This window comes from Bacillus thuringiensis (genome assembly GCF_001182785.1).
Lineage (GTDB): Bacteria > Bacillota > Bacilli > Bacillales > Bacillaceae_G > Bacillus_A > Bacillus_A thuringiensis_S.
The window spans coordinates 236,027-254,680 of sequence record NZ_CP012101.1 but is presented as its reverse complement, the minus strand read 5'-3'; the positions used below and the strand labels follow the sequence as shown (position 1 = coordinate 254,680).

Sequence of the window (18,654 nt, the reverse complement as noted above, 5' to 3'; positions counted from 1 at the left end):
TCTTCTGAAACTAACCTTTCCTAACCTTAGCTTGATAGCAATGTGTTGCTCCCCCTATATCAATAGTTTCAGAGGATTAATCGCAATTAATTAAACTTTTTTTCTATTAAAAATTTTGAAGAAAAATCCTTTAACAAACTCTTCAAAACTATCTTCACTAAAAAATCTTATATATTAAAAACCTTGCATTTTGTCTACCCAAACCACTAGCTGATAGGTTAGGTAAAGTGGTTGGATTGTCACTAAAATTCACCAATTGAAGGGTATCCCCACTATTTAAAGTTCCAATTGCTCCTAGTGATATTTCACCACCACTCGTAGCAACTATTATATTAAATAAAGTCGCTGTACTACCATTTAAAGAAATTACAAAACTAATTGGTGCTATAGAAGCCGGAGCTGTAGAAAGATAGTATTCAAGTTTATATACACCTGAATCAACAATTGTTAAGGTATCATTTGTTCCATTAATTAAAACATTGCTAAGAATAGTAGTATTAAATGTAACAACACCTAGATTTGGAATGATTTGGGATGAAGAGCTACTTAAATTTGCAAAAGTTACGGGACCTGTTGGACCTGTTGGACCTGGTTCTCCTTGAATTCCCTGAATTCCTTGGGGTCCTGTCGGGCCTTCTGGTCCTGGTTCTCCTTGAATTCCCTGAATTCCTTGGGGTCCTGTCGGGCCTTCTGGTCCTGGTTCTCCTTGAATTCCTTGTACTCCTTGGGGTCCTGTTGGGCCTTCTAGTCCTGGTTCTCCTTGAATTCCCTGAACTCCTTGGGGTCCTGGTTCTCCTTGAATTCCTTGTACTCCTTGAGGTCCTGTCGGGCCTTCTTCTCCAGGAGGTCCTTGAGTTCCTTGAGGTCCTGTTGGGCCGGTTACACCTATGCCCGTTCCACTGGGTCCTGTTGGGCCTGTTGGGCCAGTCGGACCTGTTACACCAATTCCTGTTCCACCGGGACCTGTTGGACCTGTTGGACCTGTTGGACCTGTCCCTCCTGTTGGTCCTTCTCCTGCAGGAGGGAAAGCACAAGGAAAAGGAAAATTATTACACTTATTAAACTTATTAAATTGACCCATGTTTTCACCAACTTTTCAAATGAATTGAATGTATACCTAATATGTTATGAAATACATATTAAATACGTTTGTATGTATAGGTATATTATTTCCTCCTTGGTGTACCAATACTACAGAGTAGTCTTCTGTCACAATAAATATGTAAGCTACATATTTTATTTTATCTTAATCAGGAGGTTATTTATGAATAAATCAGATATGATACTACGTTTACTTACAGATTTGAAAATAGAACATCAAGAATTAAAAGCACAGTTAAGAAAATTACAATTAAAACTAACATCTCTTGAAGAAAAGAATTCAAATAAAAAAACCACTATTACAAAACAACGTCGAAATTCTAGGTTCCCAGCATCTTTTTATGATTGGAGAAAATCTATTCAAAAAAATTAAATATTGTATTTATTTTCCCTTCTGTTTTTGAATTTGAGGGCTAATTAGTCATGTGAGGGCTAACCCCCACATAACGTGGATTTATATAGAAAAAGAATCATACTTTGAACGAAAAAACTAGTAGTTAATCTACTATAATTGCTAATCTAAATCACCTTTTTTTTAGAAATAATGTGTGTTGAAAATACAATCAATCTAATATAAATATTTAAAATAAATATCAAAATTTATATTACGAAACAGTCATTTTATTGAACAAAGGGGATGATCAAAATAATTAAATATTAAATATTCAAGATTCCGAAGGAAACACAATTGATTTTTATTTGAGAAGTAAACGAGATGCCAAAGCTGCCAAGCGTTTTCTAAAGAAAGCTTTGGTTTCTTGTCATGCCACAGAATCTCATTCTATAACTGTTGATGGAGATAAGGCCTATCCTGTTGCGATAAGGGAACTAAAAGACGAACAGTGCATACCACACGGTATGCACTGTTCGTGTAAAAAAATATTTAAACAATATCAATAAACAAGATTACTGGTTTATCAAAAAGTGGATTCGGAATATGCTTGGATTAAAATCATTGCATACAGCTACAAAAATGATTGCTGGAATAGAAGATATGCATATGATCAAAAAAGGACAAACTCTCCAAGGAGAAAATTCTGTTCAAAGGCAGATATATCTTATCCATGGACTCTTTGGTTTAACAGCATAACGTTCAATTCCGCTAGGAATCTTTTACCCGTCTTTCATATCCCACTATTTTTGCACCAGAACCAAAAATTATGGACGTTTATAACTTTCTACTAAAACTATAAAAAGTCACCCCCAATGGAACTGACCTTTTATAGACTATGGCAACAGAAGGATGTCATAAAACTAGATTTTGATGTTGTAGCATTTCATTTGTGAAAAGTATAACGTGATTAAACAAAAATAGATGTGTCCATCCTTAGAACATTATCTATAACCTGTTTTTTGAATAGCTATATATATATAATATCTAATGTGCCTATAGAATTCATCATACATCATTATCAATAGTTAACTCTTTTTTAATCTATTTTATTAATAATCCCGTAGGAGTAACTTGATATGTTCTTTTCTTACCCATAAATTCCTGTTTACTATTCTCAAGATTAGCAAGTGTGGCGCGTGTCTTTTCCTTGTGCGCTTCTCCCTCTATATGAGTAAACTCAATATAATCCCCTACTTTGACTGAAACGGTTTGGCTTTCAGCAGCTTGTTGTCTATTTCCTACAATTTCTTTATTGTACAAGATATTGCCCAATGAGTTTTGAACTTTAATGCTTGCATACGTACTAGTAAAATAGGAATGGGGTACTCCCGCTTCTAATTTAATCTGCATTTTCTCTGTTGCTTTGTTATACTCTACTTTTACGATTTCTCGATCATTATATCCCTTTAAAGACCATGCAAATTGATTTCCATCTAAAACTGTTGTTTCTGGCATTTTCTCTACTTTCTTCAGGCCTTCTTTTGTAACTTGATACCTTGCTGTCTTTCCAATGGTTTCATTTTTGTTATTTTCAAAGTTAGTTAAAGTTGCTCGCGTTTTCTCCTTTGTTGCATCTCCTTCTATATGGGTAAATTCAATGTAATCCCCTACCTTGACTGGAACAATTTGGCTTTCAGCATTTTGTTGTTTATTTCCCACGATTTCCTTATTATACAGAACATTTCCAGAAGAATTCTGGACTTTAATACTCGCGTACGTACTAGCAAAGTAGGAATGTGGTACACCTGCTTCTAGTTTTACCTTCATCTTTTCTGCCGTTTTATCATAATCTATTTTTGCAATTTCTCTATCACTATATCCTTTTAATGACCATGCAAATTGATTTCCATCTAAGATTGTTGCTTCTGGCATTCTTTCTATTTTCTTCAGACCTTCTTTTGTAACTTCGTATATGGCTTTTTTTCCAAAACTCTCTTGTTTACTATTATCGACATTTGTAAAAGTAGCTCTATGCACACCTTCTAAATGTGTTAACTCGATATAATCTCCTACTTTGACTGGAACCTTTTGCGATTCAGCATTTTGTTGTTTGTTTCCATAAATGTCTTTCTTGTATACTACTATCCCTGATGCATTTTGTACTTTAATACTCGCGTATGTTTCATTAAAATAATGATGTGGTATGCCTGCCTTTAAATCGACTTGCACTTCTTCTGTCGACTTATTGAGATTGATTTTAGCAAACTCAAAATCACTAATTCCTTTTAGTGACCATGCAAACTGCTTTCCTTCTAAAATATTAGAAGAATTCGGTATATCTGAATTAAAACCTAAGTTATCTAAAATTGATTTTAGATCAGGTAAGACGCCTATTCTATCATTCCACGGATCTTGAGATTTTGTTCCTGTATTTGGATTACTTAAGATATTTCTTAATTCTGCTGGGGTATAAGGAGAACTTCGATGTTCTTTAGCAATACCTTGAATCGAAGTTGCTGCTCCAGCAATAATTGGTGAAGCACTTGATGTTCCACTAAATGTTGATGTATATAAATTTGTAGTATTTTGACTTGGATTTGCTGATGTTGTATCAACATTTTCTCCCCACCCATATACATCTACTCGACTTCCATAATTTGAAAACCATAAACGTTTATGTGGAACAGTTGATGATCCCGCCCCAACCATAATAGCACCTGAATCCTTAAAGTCTGGACTATTTCGATTTAAGATTTTTTTTCCATTACGATCTTTAAAATCATCTAAGTCGTTTGAACCATTTGCGCCAGCTTCTATAATAATAATCCCTTTATCTGTACCAACACGAATCGCATCAAAAATATCTGGATGTACTTCTACAGGTAAATATTTATCCCCATACCCATCATACGAAGCTTGTGCCTCTAATAAAAGAATATCTCCTGCTTGTAGATTATGTACAGCGCTTAAAATGGCATCTGCTGTATTATAAATTCCATTATCCCTGATTTGGGATATTACTTTTACATTTGCTCTTGGTGCAATTCCAATATTTCCAATTTGATTATCTTCGGATGAAACAATTCCTAATACAGAAGTACCATGAGCTCTATGCTGACTTATATTTTGTCCAGACATAAGCTTTATATTTTTATTGAATAAATCCTCATGGTTCAATAACCATCCATATTCCATATCCACAAAAGTAGTACCCTTACCGTCACCACCTTTAATGCTCCAAGCATGCGGGGCATTAATTCCCTTTGGTGCCGCTTCAAGATATCCTTGATTTTTAAATCTAGGATCATCGTACGGATTAACAGGTAAATCCGGTAACTGTATTTCAGGGGGTGTCAAAATTTGTTTTTCTTGTATATAAGCCTCCTCTACGAGAGGAGATGTTTCAAATTTTTTCAGTAATAATTCTATATCTATGTTATTAGGAGCTTGTACAATATAATAATTTAATAAATTATTAGCTGATTGATTAGCAAATGATTTAGAGTGTACTGATAACTTTTCAATATCTATCGGATTTACAGATGAGAACAACCGATTCAAAGTAAGTTCCGTATTTTCGGAAAATAACTTCTTTAAATTGTTATCATAATTCTCATTTTTTATTCGTTTCTCAATACCATCTTCATAAGGTAAGTCAATTTGATTTTTAAACTTTACAATTAATCTTTCGTCCTGTGAATCTCTTTTATTAGAATCTGTTTCTTTGTATGTGACATTATAAGATTCCGCGTAAACTTTATTATGAATTCTATCATTTTGTAGTATTAGCTCTGTTCCTACAAATGTTGTCATTGCAATTGATGAAATTAGAAACCTTTTGAATATGTTCATACTATACCCGCCAATCTATTTTCTCTTGAACATTTTTTAATGCGTATAATAGTTAAGATTTATATATATTATATAAATCAATAATTTAAGTTTTATAGTGAAATCTATGACTTTATTAATAATCCCATAGAGGTAACCTGATATATTCTTTTCTTTCCTATATATTCCTGTTTACTATTCTCAAGATTAGTAAGTGTGGCGCGTGTCTTTTCCTTTTGTGCTTCTCCCTCTATATGAGTAAACTCAATATAATCCCCTACTTTGACTGGAACGGTTTGGCTTTCAGCAGCTTGTTGTCTGTTTCCTATAATTTCTTTATTGTACAAAATATTACCGGATGAATTCTGGACTTTAATGCTTGCATACGTACTAGTAAAATAGGAATGGGGTACTCCCGCCTCTAATTTAATCTGCATTTTTTCTGTTGCTTTGTTATACTCTACTTTTGCGATTTCTCGATCATTATATCCCTTTAAAGACCACGCAAATTGTTTTCCATCTAAAACTGTTGTTTCTGGCATTTTCTCTACTTTCTTCAGGCCTTCTTTTGTAACTTCGTACATGGCTTTTTTTCCAAAACTCTCTTGATTACTATTATCTACATTTGTGAGAGTTGCTCTTTGCACACCTTCTAGATGTGTTAACTCGATATAATCTCCTACTTTGACTGAAACTTTTTGCGATTCAGCATTTTGTTGCTTATTTCCATAAATATCCTTATTATATACTACTTTCCCTGATGCATTTTGTACTTTAATGCTCGCATATGTTTCATTAAAATAATGATGTGGTATACCTGCTTTTAAATCAACTTGCATTTCTTCTGTCGACTTATTGAAATTAATTTTAGCAAACTCAAAATCACTAATTCCTTTTAGCGACCATGCAAATTGATTTCCATCCAAAATTGTTGCTTCTGGCATTTTTTCTACTTTTTTCAAACCTTCTTTTGTAATTTCGTATATGGCTTTTTTTCCAAAGCTCTCTTGTTTACTATTATCTACATTTGTGAGAGTTGCTCTTTGCACACCTTCTAGATGTGTTAACTCGATATAATCCCCTACTTTGACTGGTACCTTTTGTGATTCAGCATTTTGCTGTTTGTTTCCATAAATGCCTTTATTATATACTACTTTCCCCGATGCATTTTGTACTTTAATACTCGCGTATGTTTCATTAAAATAATGATGTGGTACGCCTGCTTTTAAGTCGATTTGCATTTCTTCTGTCGACTTATTGAAATTGATTTTAGCAAATTCGAAATCACTAATTCCTTTTAGTGACCATGCAAACTGTTTTCCTTCTAAAATATTATTTCCATTAGGCATATCTGGTTTAATTGGGTTAGAATCCGTACCTTTCCAAATCTCTGCTGTCAAAATTGGATATCCTAATGCATTCACTTTTTGAATGGTATCGTTATTTGGACGTAATCCCCACTTCTCAAAGAAAGGAATCAAATTTTGTTTGGCTACTTTTGATGCTGAAATCATAAATAATTGTTTTTTATTTTCATCAGTTTGTGGAAGTTCATTTGAAGGCATGTCTCTATACAATTGATGCAATTTAGGATAGAAATCCTCTCCATATGCTAACTGTAGTTGCCAAAGCATAACAAGCTTAACAAAAGCATCACTAATTTCATCATAATTTTTATTAGATTGTTCTAAGTATTGAAACGCCTTAGTATAAGCACCCTCTTGTTGCAATCTAAAAGGTTGATTAGATGTAAATGCTTTTTCTACTGCAAGGCTGTATATATTATTTTGTACTTCTGTCATTTCATAAAATTTCCAAGGTGATTGCTGCCTCAAATGCCCTGCCTCATGCCAGGGACCCCAGCCATCTTTTATAAATTTATTAATATCTAACACGTATTGGATTGCATCTCCTACATAAGCAGTTCGATAAGGATATGCATACATATAATAATCGGGAGAATGATTTTCTTCTACGTAATGAACATAATGTTTATCTACTTGTTCTTCAGATAATCCAGCTACTTTGTCTTGAATTTGAGTAGCTTCATCCATCTTTTTTAAGAGTTGTACAGGATCTGTATTAGAACCCAACAAATATTTCTTAACACGTGCAGGGCTAGCCGTAATTAATACACGTTCTCCTTTTAACTCCACTGCATGTGCATTTGGATATTGGTCCAGCATGTTTATTAAATCTTGTTTCGTATGCTTTCCTAGTTCGAAGAAAGGAGTAGTCGTCCCACCTGTTGTGACTGTTGTTCGAATGGTACCACCTTGTTGTTTATTATAAAAATAAATCATTCCCCCATTTGGAGATTGGATTGTGTTTATACCAGGTTTTAATGTAAATGATTTTATCTTAGAATCTTCTCTCCAAGAAGCATCATACGAATACGTTCCAATGTATGCTTGAATATCTTGATTTCCTTCTACATTAATTGTTATTTGCTCATTTGGCTTTGCATATAAACCAGTTGGTTCATATGGACTAAATGCCATACTTTTTCTTTCCTGTTGTTTTAGTACCTCAACATCCCCTTTTCCTGGGACTGTAAATGTCCTGTTTTCTGATTTAACTGATTTTTCTTCTTGCAGTGATTTCGATAATTTTTGCTGCTGCCTTTCCTCTGCAAAGACATCCGAAGAAGAAATCATTCCAGTGGCAAGCATAGTTACTGTAGCAGTAGCTGCAAGTATTTTTCTGGTTTTATATTTTGAATTATTCCCCATATTATCTCCCTCTCATTTCCTTGATAAATTTATTTCGTTTCTTTAAGCATGTGCTTACGAGTTAAAACAGTTCATGAACTTGTATTTATTACTTTTTACATAGTCCTCCCTCTATCCTATTTATAATTATATTTAGATGTTATTTTATGACACATATAAATACAACTTTATAAAATATCAATCAATAACGAGTCTTTGTGCTTTAATTTAGTATTTTTAACTATCTTACAAATCAAATAAACTACACAAAGGTAGTCATTTAGTGTGAATAATAATTTAAATCTAATTAATTACAGACTAATATTTCGCAAAAAATTAATATTATGTAAAATCCTATCGAGGAAATAAATACAAGCTGATTCGTCATGTATACATTGAAATCACTAAGGTGATTACTACCATCAGATTACTTCATTCCTTTTTCTACTTCAGTTTAAGTTTGTGAGTTATCAGGAGATAAAAAATCTCTCACCAAAATAGATGAAATTGAGATAAAAAAGCGCTCTCCTATTTATAGGAAAGCACTTTTTATTTAAAATATATCTTAAATATTTATATTTAATTTCTTTTTTATATAAATTTGATTTATTTATTATTTTCATTAGATTTCATCAAATCATAAAGTAATAAATCTAATTCTCTACTATAACAAAGTACCTTTTCATGATTGAATCCATACTGCTTAAAAAAGCGATATTAATTCACCTTTTTTCAATTACTTGATCTAACTTCTTACAATTTAGACATAGTTTTTGTACACTCCCTTCTCACCTACATACAGGTCATCTAGGCAGCGTTTTTGTTAGTTGTTCTATTTAGAACACAGCTGTTTATAAGATTTATTTTCTCTTAACACCCATATACAATATATTTACAAATATCAAATATATAATCTATGAACTAAAAAAGTTATATCTACTTAACTTATTACACACCTTTATATGCTTGTTTATATACTTCTTTCAATTCTAAAATCAATGGAAATTTCGGATTTGCTGGTGTACATTGATCTTCAAATGCTCTTTCCGATAAGACATATAATTCACTTGACTTAAAGGAGGACGATTGTATGAAGGTTGTTCAGTCTATATTTAGGGATCCCGTTTATTAAGTAAAATAGTTAACCCCATACCCAAGGCACTATCTAAAAGTAAATTTTAATTCACATAAAAATGACTTATTTTGCATATATTATTTATACATCTAGAGAGCCACCACATTTGGGATGCCTTCAACTTTAGAAGGTGTCTTTTTATTTTGATGACATGTTAAGAACTTTAAAAGCATATAATAAATTGCTCCTGGCATGATGCCATTTTATATATAGAAAAACACTCCTATTGACAACATCAGGAGTGTTTTTCTCATATTTCATCATGTTACTACATAAAATAAAATTACACGATTCCCTCTTATATAGTAATCATCCTATGTAACCAAAGTACCTCTCGGTCAAAAGTGCTTTGGTTTTTTATTGGAAATTTTAATAAAACTATTCTTTTGTAAAAAAATAGTTAACATATACATTTATCGGTCAATAATAAGTTCTATCCTTCACTAATATTGGATATACTATTTATACATCTAGAGAATCATCACATGAGACACTTTCAGCTGGGGAAAGTGTCTTTATTATTTTTAAGTCATATTGTATATAGTGGATTCATATAATTAAAATGCCGATACTGTAATACAGAAAAAGAGTATTCCTCCCTGAAGTGACCCCTAAAAGTTAGACACGGTTATTTCATTAGGCAGCTTGATAAAAGTGAGTCCGGTATTGTACCGGGCTCATTTTTAATTTTGCCTTAATCCGTTTCGTATTATAATAATCTATATATTTTTCTAATTCTATTTTAAAGTGCTCTACATTTTCAAATTCTTTTATGTAGAGGAACTCCGACTTCATAATCCCAAAGAAATTTTCTATTACTGCGTTGTCGTAACAGTTTCCTTTTCGAGACATACTCTGGACGATAGCTCTTGATTCAAGTGTCCGGACGTACTGTCTCATTTGATAATGCCATCCTTGATCCGAATGCATCAGTAGCTGGTGGGTTTCGGGTAAACGTTCCAATGCTTTCTCTAACATGTCTGAAACAAGCGAATACGTCGGTCTAGAACCAATTGTATAGGTAATAATTTCACCATTATACAAATCTAATACAGGTGATACATACAGTTTTTCTCCAAACAATTTAAACTCTGTGATGTCTGTTACCCACTTTTGATTCGGTGCATCTGTATGAAAATTACGCTCTAAAATATTAGGTGCAATTCTACCGACTTTTCCTTTATAGGATTTATATTTCTTCATACGCACAACACACTTTAACCCAAGCTCTTTCATAATGCGCTGAACCTTCTTGTGGTTCACTTTCTGGCCACGATTCGTTAATTCATCACGAATGCGACGGTAACCATAACGACCTTCATTTTCCTCATAAATCGCTTTAATCTCAGCTTTCAAATCGGCATCTACATCTGGACGATTCATTTTCTTTACTAAATCATAATACGTGCTTCGAGGAATAGTAGCTAGCTCCACGAGTGCTTTGACCGAATATTTATGCCTTAATTCATAGACTACTTGCGCTTTGTCTTGTTTTGTGATTTTTCCTTGTTTTGAACTAAGGCATTTAACTTTTTTAAGTACTCATTTTCCATCTCAAGCTGTTTAATGCGTGCTTCAAGTGCTTCGACTGACCCTTCAGCTAAAGGTTGTTTTAATTGTTTATTTGAATCTTTTTTCATGGATGGACGCCCCTTTTTCTTAGATTGAAGGGCATCAATTCCTTGTGTTTCGAGCTGTTTTTTCCAAACAGAAATCGTTGAAGGGGCAGGAATATTAAAGATAGCTGCCGTCTCAAATAAGGACATACCGTTTTCAATCATAAAGTTTAGTACGTCTAGTTTAAATTGTTGTGTGTAATTTGTACATCGTTTTAGAAAAGCTTCCAGACCATTCTGTTTATATTGGTTTACCCAATTCAAAATGATTGTGTCACTTATACCGAGCGATCTACCCAGTTCTCGATAACTTTCATTTCCGTTCAAATAACGTAGAACGATTTGTATTTTTTCATCAGCTGTAAATTTAGCCATAGAAAAACTGCACCTCCAATTGTTAGACTGTGTCTAACAATTGGGGTGCAGTTCACCCATCCAACCAGGAATGCTCTTTTTTTATTTTATTGAAATTTTAATAACATGTAATAAATTGTTCCTGGCATGATGCTATTATATATAGAAAAGTTACAAGTGTTCCTCTTGTATAGTAAGCATCCCATGTAGCCCGAGTGCTCCTCGGTCAAAAGTGCTCTGGTTTTTTATTTTTCATGTTCATATTACTTCCGAGTGCTACATATAATACAATGACAAATCAAATTAGAGATATATTTCTTTATACTGTAAAAAAGAGCATTCCTCACTGAACTGCACCCCAATTGTTAGACACAGTCTAACAATTGGGGTGCAGTTTTTCTATGGCTAAATTTACAGCTGATGAAAAAATACAAATCGTTCTACGTTATTTGAACGGAAATGAAAGTTATTGAGAAATGGGTAGATCGCTCGGTATAAGTGACACAATCATTTTGAATTGGGTAAACCAATATAAACAGAATGGTCTGGAAGCTTTTCTTAGACGTACTAAACTTTATGATTGAAAACGGTATGTCCTTATTTGAGACGGCAGCTATCTTTAATATTCCTGCCCCTTCAACGATTTCTGTTTGGAAAAAACAGCTCGAAACACAAGGAATTGATGCTCTTCAATCTAAGAAAAAGGGGCGTCCGTCCATGAAAAAAGATTCAAATAAACAATTAAAACAACCTTTAACTGAAGGGTCAGTCGAAGCACTTGAAGCACGCATTAAACAGCTTGAGATGGAAAATGAGTACTTAAAAAAGTTAAATGCCTTAGTTCAAAACAAGGAAAAATCACAAAACAAGACAAAGCGCAAGTAGTCTATGAATTAAGGCATAAATATTCGGTGAAGGCACTCGTGGAGCTAGCTACTATTCCTCGAAGCACGTATTATGATTTAGTAAAGAAAATGAATCGTCCAGATGTAGATGCCGATTTGAAAGCTGAGATTAAAGCGATTTATGAGGAAAATGAAGGTCGTTATGGTTACCGTCGCATTCGTGATGAATTAACGAATCGTGGCCAGAAAGTGAACCACAAGAAGGTTCAGCGCATTATGAAAGAGCTTGGGTTAAAGTGTGTTGTGCGTATGAAGAAATATAAATCCTATAAAGGAAAAGTCGGTAGAATTGCACCTAATATTTTAGAGCGTAATTTTCATACAGATGCATCGAATCAAAAGTGGGTAACAGACATCACCGAGTTTAAATTGTTTGGAGAAGAACTGTATGTATCACCTGTATTAGATTTGTATAATGATGAAATTATTACCTATACAATTGGTTCTAGACCGACGTATTCGCTTGTTTCAGACATGTTAGAGAAAGCATTGGAACGTTTACCTGAAACCCACCAGCTACTGATGCATTCGGATCAAAGATGGCATTATCAAATGAGACAGTACGTCCGGACACTTGAATTAAGAGCTATCGTCCAGAGTATGTCTCGAAAAGGCAACTGTTACGACAACGCAGTAATAGAAAATTTCTTTGGGATTATGAAGTCGGAGTTCCTCTACATAAAAGAATTTGAAAATGTAGAGCACTTTAAAATAGAATTAGAAAAATATATAGATTATTATAATACGAAACGGATTAAGGCAAAATTAAAAATGAGCCCGGTACAATACCGGACTCACTTTTATCAAGCTGCCTAATGAAATAACCGTGTCTAACTTTTAGGGGTCACTTCATCTTTTTACTTTACTTCACATACACATAGGCTTCGTTTATTGTTACATATTATGTTTTGCCTTTACTATTGTGAATTTTATATTGTTGTGAACTATTTACATTTAATTTCGCATCAATTGTAAATCCTAATCCTGCATCTACAGAACCCGCCACGTCTTTATCCTACCAAGATGAAGCATCATAGAAACGTAGGTTGTTAACTTTTGAAATAACACGCTTCCCTACAATAGAAGAATCCACTGTGCTTTTCTTATTAAACTTCACATAAGAAGAGTCGTTCTTAATCCACTGATCTCCACCAAGATTTAACCAACCACCCTTTTCAACCCATACAATATAAGGTTTTGGTTTGTTTAATTGAAGAATCTTAGAATAGCTTGTACCTGGTCCTTTACGTAAGTTAACGTTGTAACCTTCAATATAGGCAATCCCATATGTTACTGCTGTCGTATACTCGTTGTACGTCTGCTCTAAATTGAGCTTCTGAAACACCATGAGACTTAAGGTAATCAATTGGATCTTTATGATTTGTACTGCCAAGGTGATGTGTTACATCGCTATGTGTCCACAATCCTTTTTCTACAGATATCTTGCTAGCTTTTAAAATTCCCGTTAAAAGTTTTACATACTTTTCATAAGAACGCTTGAATTTTGTATAGTTTCATTTGTTCACATAATTGTGCCAAATAATATTATCTTTTGTACCAAGTGCAATTGTAGAAAAAGGAAGTGTACCGTTCATTACTTGTCCATTTGTTGTATCCCAGTTATACACGGCAGGAACGTCACCTTCCACCAACTGAACACCTGATACAGCAATTGCTTGCATATTATTTATGAGACCCTCGCCAAATAAATCAATATAAACATAACCATTTCCTTCTTCATGGTTACTCGGCACACTGAAGGTTAAAGCATATCTTACTATTTTCCCAGTTTGAATGCTTGGTGCATCATAAGTTTTTGATGCTCGTCCAAGCTCCACAGGAATGTCACCGTTATATTTACCGAATACCGCTCTCATGATTGGATTGTTTGTAATGTTTACACGATTATCATTGGTAGTTGCTCTGAAATGAGCAGACGATGTGTATTTCTTACCCGGTTTGACCCCTTCAAATAATGTAAATCGAATCCAATTTGACAAATCTATCCGCATCGGATTAACCACTGGTTTTCAATATATGGATTATACATAATTGTCTATGTAGGACTGTATTCGATCTTCAAAAAATAATTATTAAAAGTTTGAAAAGAAATTTGTGAAAAGTCATGATTTGGAATGAGATTCTTCCTTGGTGTTACTGAAAATTTCTGCCCACGCTCATCTTCAAAAAGAATTCATGCATTTTTGCTATAATACCATTCTTATCAATTGTTACTTTATCACCACTGATTTTAATGAAATCAATGGTGATTCCTTTTGCTATTAGCCATTTACTATTGTATCGGCATTAATATTAAGTTTTTCAGCATCAATTGTAATTTTACCAGGTGACATATTGATAGAAGTCATGATGCCATCCTTTAAAATCTGTGCTAGACTCCCTTCATCTAACACTTCTAACCTAGATTCTGTTTTCTTTACATAGGCATTATACGTCTCATTTATAAACGTTTCTTGTTTTCCAATAATAATTGAAACGCCTTTTTCAGTAGCTCTGATACTTCTTTCTAACTCTGTTACTTTTTTATCGTAATCCTTAGTAGCTACTCTATTAGCAATATCTTCAATCATTTTATCAGCATCATTTTGATCTTTCGGATGTAACCAAAATTCTGTGGCGACTTTACCTCGCTGCAGCATGGTCATACAGAACCAAGCTCTACCATTCCTTTGTACGTATGGTCGAAACCTTACAAAGCCAGTTCCTGCCGGGGCTTTAGCTGTACAAATAGCTCTGATCCAAGTATTGTTAATGATTTGAACTCTTTCTCTAGCAGTTGAAAGTCGGGGTGTTTTATTTGGTTGTCAAAGTTCCAGCTCGATAAATACACCATTATCAATTGGAACTTTTCCATCAATGTTAAAGTAAGCAGAATTAACAATATCTTCATTAGGGAAACAATCTATAAATTGACTAAAAGCACCCTGATGGATGCTTTTTTACGTATTATTTAGGTTTGTATACCCCTGGAACTTCAAAATTATCATTTACTTTTTCTCTAACCATAGAGATATTAGTTGGATTAATCATAACGTCTCCAACAAGAATTAATTTATTAAGTAACAACCCCTCTTTACCTGTAATCCAAATTTCAAACTCTTCTAGAGGCATATGAACTTGATGTTTATATCCACCATTCATGCTAACTTCTAAGTATTTCATACTATCCCTGCCTTTCCACTAATTTGATTTCAATAAAATCACCATTTATTCATAGTTGCTAACATTTTATTTAAGGTATTAAACATTTTGCTTTTCTTCCATTCACCTAATGTTATTATATTCAGCTAAACAGCAAACATGATTAAGAAGAGCAAAAGCTCTCCTTAATCACGGTAGCATTCAATCAGTACCATCTGCTGGTTTCGGATTTTATGTGCCGTCATTACGAACCGTTTAAATTTTTAGAAACAACATAGTGAATTGTGTTTTCCGCCACTTCTCACAATACAAATATAACATGATAATTCCAAAACAACCGGCACATCTCCTGCCAAAAAGCAGTCACGACTCTGCCAACTTTCTTCACAGTTCAAATTTTCCCACTGCATCTGTTAGCTCAACTGCCACTCCTAATAAACTTGTTTTCATTTCTGTTTCTTTTTCTTTCTTTTTAATAAGCCACTCTGGATAATTCAATTTTTCTAGAAGGCTTCTAAAATACCTTCGATTTACTTGTAAGATATCAGGATTTTCCCCCTTAAACCTTCAATATTTAATTAGTGCCTCTAATAATTCTTCATTTAACATGAATTAGATTTCCTCCCCTTATGTTCTACATTTATTTGTATCCACTATTTCATACTATGATTCCAGCAAATGACTTACCCATATGTTCTATTTTGTGTAACTAAGCCAAACGCTACTGCCCTTGATATTCATAGCTTCATAACACTTTCTTTTTTGAGTTACACAACACAATAAAAATGAGTTACTGTATAGGATTAAAAAGAAAAAAGCAATGATTAGATTTTAAACCTAGTCATTGCTTTGTCCATTGCATCTTTGTTTACTCCTATATATTGTATATGATACTTGTTGACTTGAATGATTAAATATCTCCATTAGTAATGGCTATAATTTTTTGTCTGCATGTACATATGGTATCCGAATGTTTTAGTAGTGTATGTGTTCCAATCTCGTTTAAGTCAAACTCTGCTGCTGTAGTACTAAGTATTTTATATACCATACTTCTTCCTATTGTTCTATTCTTTCCTTGTCTGCTCTTGATTAGATATTCATGATCTTCCATCTCTTCAATGTACCATTTCAATTCTCTTCTTAATGCTCCAGTAATCTGAATTCGTTTCTGCTTACCTGTCTTCATTTCACGCATTGAGATATGGCTTCCCTTTAAAACTCCAACCTTCAGCTTTAAAATATCACTAATGCGTAGGCCTGTATTAGTCCCCATTACAAACAAGATATAATTACGTATATTCTTTTCTTTTAAATATTCTTTGATTTGTTGTATTTGCTCTGGATCACGTATGGGCTGGGCAAAATTCACAGGTCATCACCCCCGTATTGCTTCTCTATCTCATAAACTTCTAATCTAAGAGCAAAAGCTTATAGAATGCCCTTGCTTTCACACGTCGATACGTACGCTCAATCATGCCAATTTCGTTATACACCATATAATCACATACACCTTCGTCTTCTAAATATCGTTTAACTATAATTTCCCTCTGGTTTTTCCCAGCTGTACTGTTTCCAAATCGACTTAATGCTTGTTTAACTCGAAATACCATTTTCTCTAACCATTCTTCACGTTTGCTTTGTTAAATATTAGAGATTCCTACATTTTCTAACGGTTTGCCAACTGCATATGGAGGTCCATGTTCTCTCATTTCATAAGAAGGTGTGACTTTCATTTCCTTACGTATCATTCCAAATTGCTTAGCCATTTCAGACCACTCCTTTTATTTTCTTAAGGCTCCACGTCTACGCTCATAACAAGCTTTATGTATCCCCATTAAGTCCTCTATTTTACGCGTGCTAAAATTCTCTTTTGTTTTTTCTTCTTTGTTTGTTTAGTTTGTTTTCCCCATTCACGTAATGGATCTCTTAGTGCTTTCATTTTCTCCATCTCCCTTACAAAATAAGAAAGAGGACACCATTTCTTAAAACAGCATTATTACTGTCCTAAAAATTGGTGTCCTCTAGTTTTCTAGCCGGACTGTACTCCATTCCTCTACTCAAGATAATTTCCTTACTTTCCCTTCAATTAATTATTTATTATGCTTTAACTTCCTCTATTCCTTCATTTGCCTCCTCTTATATTACTTTTAATATACTGAACATTAGTTTGTAAAATCTATAATTATTTGCATAGTCTATTTCTTTATAACTTTTCTTCATTTTATTTACTATTAAAGTATCTTTATGATATTTTTTATATACAAAATGCTCTTTGAAACCCAAACTCCAAAATTAACTGAATCAAAATATAATCTACCTTTAGATTGTTTTACCTCAGATTCTAATGTTTCCCCTAATTTTATTAAGTGATATAGCATATACTGTGCCTCCTTCTTGTTAATGTACCATTTCGACAGTAAAATAGGGCATCCTACCAATTCCGATAAAAATATTTTTTGCTATAAAATTACAAAAAATATTTAAATACCACTTAAAAGGATTATTTTGTTGGAATTAATTCATTTAACTCTCCATATTTGCATTAGTTCCTTTTATCCATAGTTGAACACGTTTTTTATTCGTATCAATTCTGCATTTTGCTTTCTCAATCGCAAACCACTTTTCAAATGAGTTCGCTATCCCATATCCAGTAGTCAATTCCGATACGACATGCATACAAGTTTTCTCATTAAAATGAGTTACTAAATGTACTCCATTATGCTCCCCTATATATAAACCTTCCACCATTTCTAGTGTGCGAGCAAAACCTAAATCAATCGGTATCCAAAACCGTGATACATGCTGTTTATCTGGTTTAATTAACATTTTCCTCTCCCCCGGAATAAAAATCAATATCCTGTCAATACTAATACTGGACTACCTTCCCTAGGTAGCTTCCAACAAGTTTTTGAGCAGTTAGCTTTTGCTAGCTGCTTTTTAGTACAAGCACCTATTTATTAACAGATACATACACTATTTCGAACCTTACTTTTCGACTCATTTAATTGTTCATGACTCACAAACATAACATAATGAATGACGTCATCTTATAAAACGAGCACTCTGGCACAAGTGCTCGTTTTATTTTGTTGATTTTCTATAAAATCAAATTTTAATTATAAAAGCACTCATTGAATAAATAACGCATATACATTGTAATCGGATAGGTATTTTGTATTAGCATCGTATTAGGAGGAGCGCTTTGGTCAAGCGCTTCTCTTTTTTATAAAATGAAATTCCCATTAAATATTTCTCAACAATTAACACATAGAAATCCCAATCCACTTTTGGTAATATATAGTTAATCTCTATATGTTTAGTATACATGCCTAGCCTTATTAAAAGGACCCACCCCCTCAATGTGGGTCCTTCTTTTTAAATTTTTTCTATTAAAATACCGTTTTTGTTCAAAATGATGACCTTACCCACATGGACACATTTACCAGTATTTCTACCAAAAAATTCATGGTATGGTTATTTAGTCGAGTACGTCATTACTTGACGA

General features: G+C 33.4%; 7 protein-coding genes and 8 pseudogenes. 3 read left to right on the top strand and 12 right to left on the bottom strand.

What is annotated here, in order from left to right:
- Positions 1-157: 157 nt before the first annotated feature.
- Entirely contained in the window at positions 158-1,081 is a 924-nt protein-coding gene (locus tag AC241_RS35800; RefSeq protein ID WP_050845548.1) for a collagen-like protein, read from the bottom strand.
- A gap of 183 nt (positions 1,082-1,264) precedes the next feature.
- Here AC241_RS35800 and AC241_RS30685 point away from each other — a divergent pair, with 183 nt between their 5' ends.
- Positions 1,265-1,474 carry a preprotein translocase gene (locus AC241_RS30685; protein WP_050845547.1) on the top strand — a complete coding sequence of 70 codons (210 nt, stop codon included), beginning with the start codon at positions 1,265-1,267 and terminating at the stop codon, positions 1,472-1,474.
- Between the two features lie 296 nt (positions 1,475-1,770).
- Positions 1,771-2,191 (top strand): annotated as a pseudogene (locus AC241_RS34505) (DDE-type integrase/transposase/recombinase); the annotation flags it as partial.
- A 345-nt stretch (positions 2,192-2,536) separates the two neighbouring features.
- Here AC241_RS34505 and AC241_RS30675 read toward each other — a convergent pair.
- From AC241_RS30675 to AC241_RS33970, 4 genes and pseudogenes are all read right to left on the bottom strand, one after another.
- Entirely contained in the window at positions 2,537-5,287 is a 2,751-nt protein-coding gene (locus tag AC241_RS30675) for a putative mucin/carbohydrate-binding domain-containing protein (protein WP_050845546.1), read from the bottom strand.
- Positions 5,288-5,391: 104 nt separating this feature from the next.
- Positions 5,392-7,998 (bottom strand): putative mucin/carbohydrate-binding domain-containing protein, encoded by a 2,607-nt coding sequence (locus tag AC241_RS30670; protein ID WP_050845545.1) that lies wholly within the window; start codon positions 7,996-7,998, stop codon positions 5,392-5,394.
- A 585-nt stretch (positions 7,999-8,583) separates the two neighbouring features.
- Positions 8,584-8,646 (bottom strand): annotated as a pseudogene (locus tag AC241_RS35505) (stage II sporulation protein E); the annotation flags it as partial.
- A gap of 1,102 nt (positions 8,647-9,748) precedes the next feature.
- A protein-coding gene (locus tag AC241_RS33970) for an IS3 family transposase (protein WP_098630116.1) occupies positions 9,749-11,103 on the bottom strand; the annotation gives its coding sequence in 2 pieces (ribosomal slippage) (positions 9,749-10,650 and positions 10,650-11,103; 1,356 coding nt in all).
- Between the two features lie 380 nt (positions 11,104-11,483).
- Here AC241_RS33970 and AC241_RS33965 point away from each other — a divergent pair.
- A pseudogene (locus AC241_RS33965) lies at positions 11,484-12,803 on the top strand (IS3 family transposase).
- Between the two features lie 85 nt (positions 12,804-12,888).
- On the opposite strand, the pseudogene AC241_RS35500 reads toward AC241_RS33965, so the two are convergent.
- The 7 genes and pseudogenes from AC241_RS35500 to AC241_RS30605 all read right to left on the bottom strand — a co-directional run.
- A pseudogene (locus AC241_RS35500) lies at positions 12,889-13,501 on the bottom strand (SH3 domain-containing protein); the annotation flags it as partial.
- Positions 13,502-14,932: pseudogene (locus AC241_RS30640) on the bottom strand (phage tail spike protein); the annotation flags it as partial.
- A 22-nt stretch (positions 14,933-14,954) separates the two neighbouring features.
- A complete protein-coding gene (locus AC241_RS30635) occupies positions 14,955-15,170 on the bottom strand; it encodes a hypothetical protein (RefSeq protein ID WP_050845543.1) in 216 nt (71 codons plus the stop codon).
- Positions 15,171-15,533: 363 nt separating this feature from the next.
- Positions 15,534-15,758, bottom strand: a pseudogene (locus AC241_RS30630) (hypothetical protein).
- A gap of 215 nt (positions 15,759-15,973) precedes the next feature.
- A pseudogene (locus AC241_RS30625) lies at positions 15,974-16,518 on the bottom strand (tyrosine-type recombinase/integrase).
- Positions 16,515-16,909, bottom strand: a pseudogene (locus AC241_RS30620) (ArpU family phage packaging/lysis transcriptional regulator); the annotation flags it as partial. The pseudogenes AC241_RS30620 and AC241_RS30625, both read right to left, overlap by 4 nt.
- A gap of 763 nt (positions 16,910-17,672) precedes the next feature.
- Positions 17,673-17,975, bottom strand: coding sequence for a hypothetical protein (locus AC241_RS30605; protein ID WP_224414099.1), 303 nt, complete (start codon positions 17,973-17,975; stop codon positions 17,673-17,675).
- Positions 17,976-18,654: the final 679 nt, after the last annotated feature.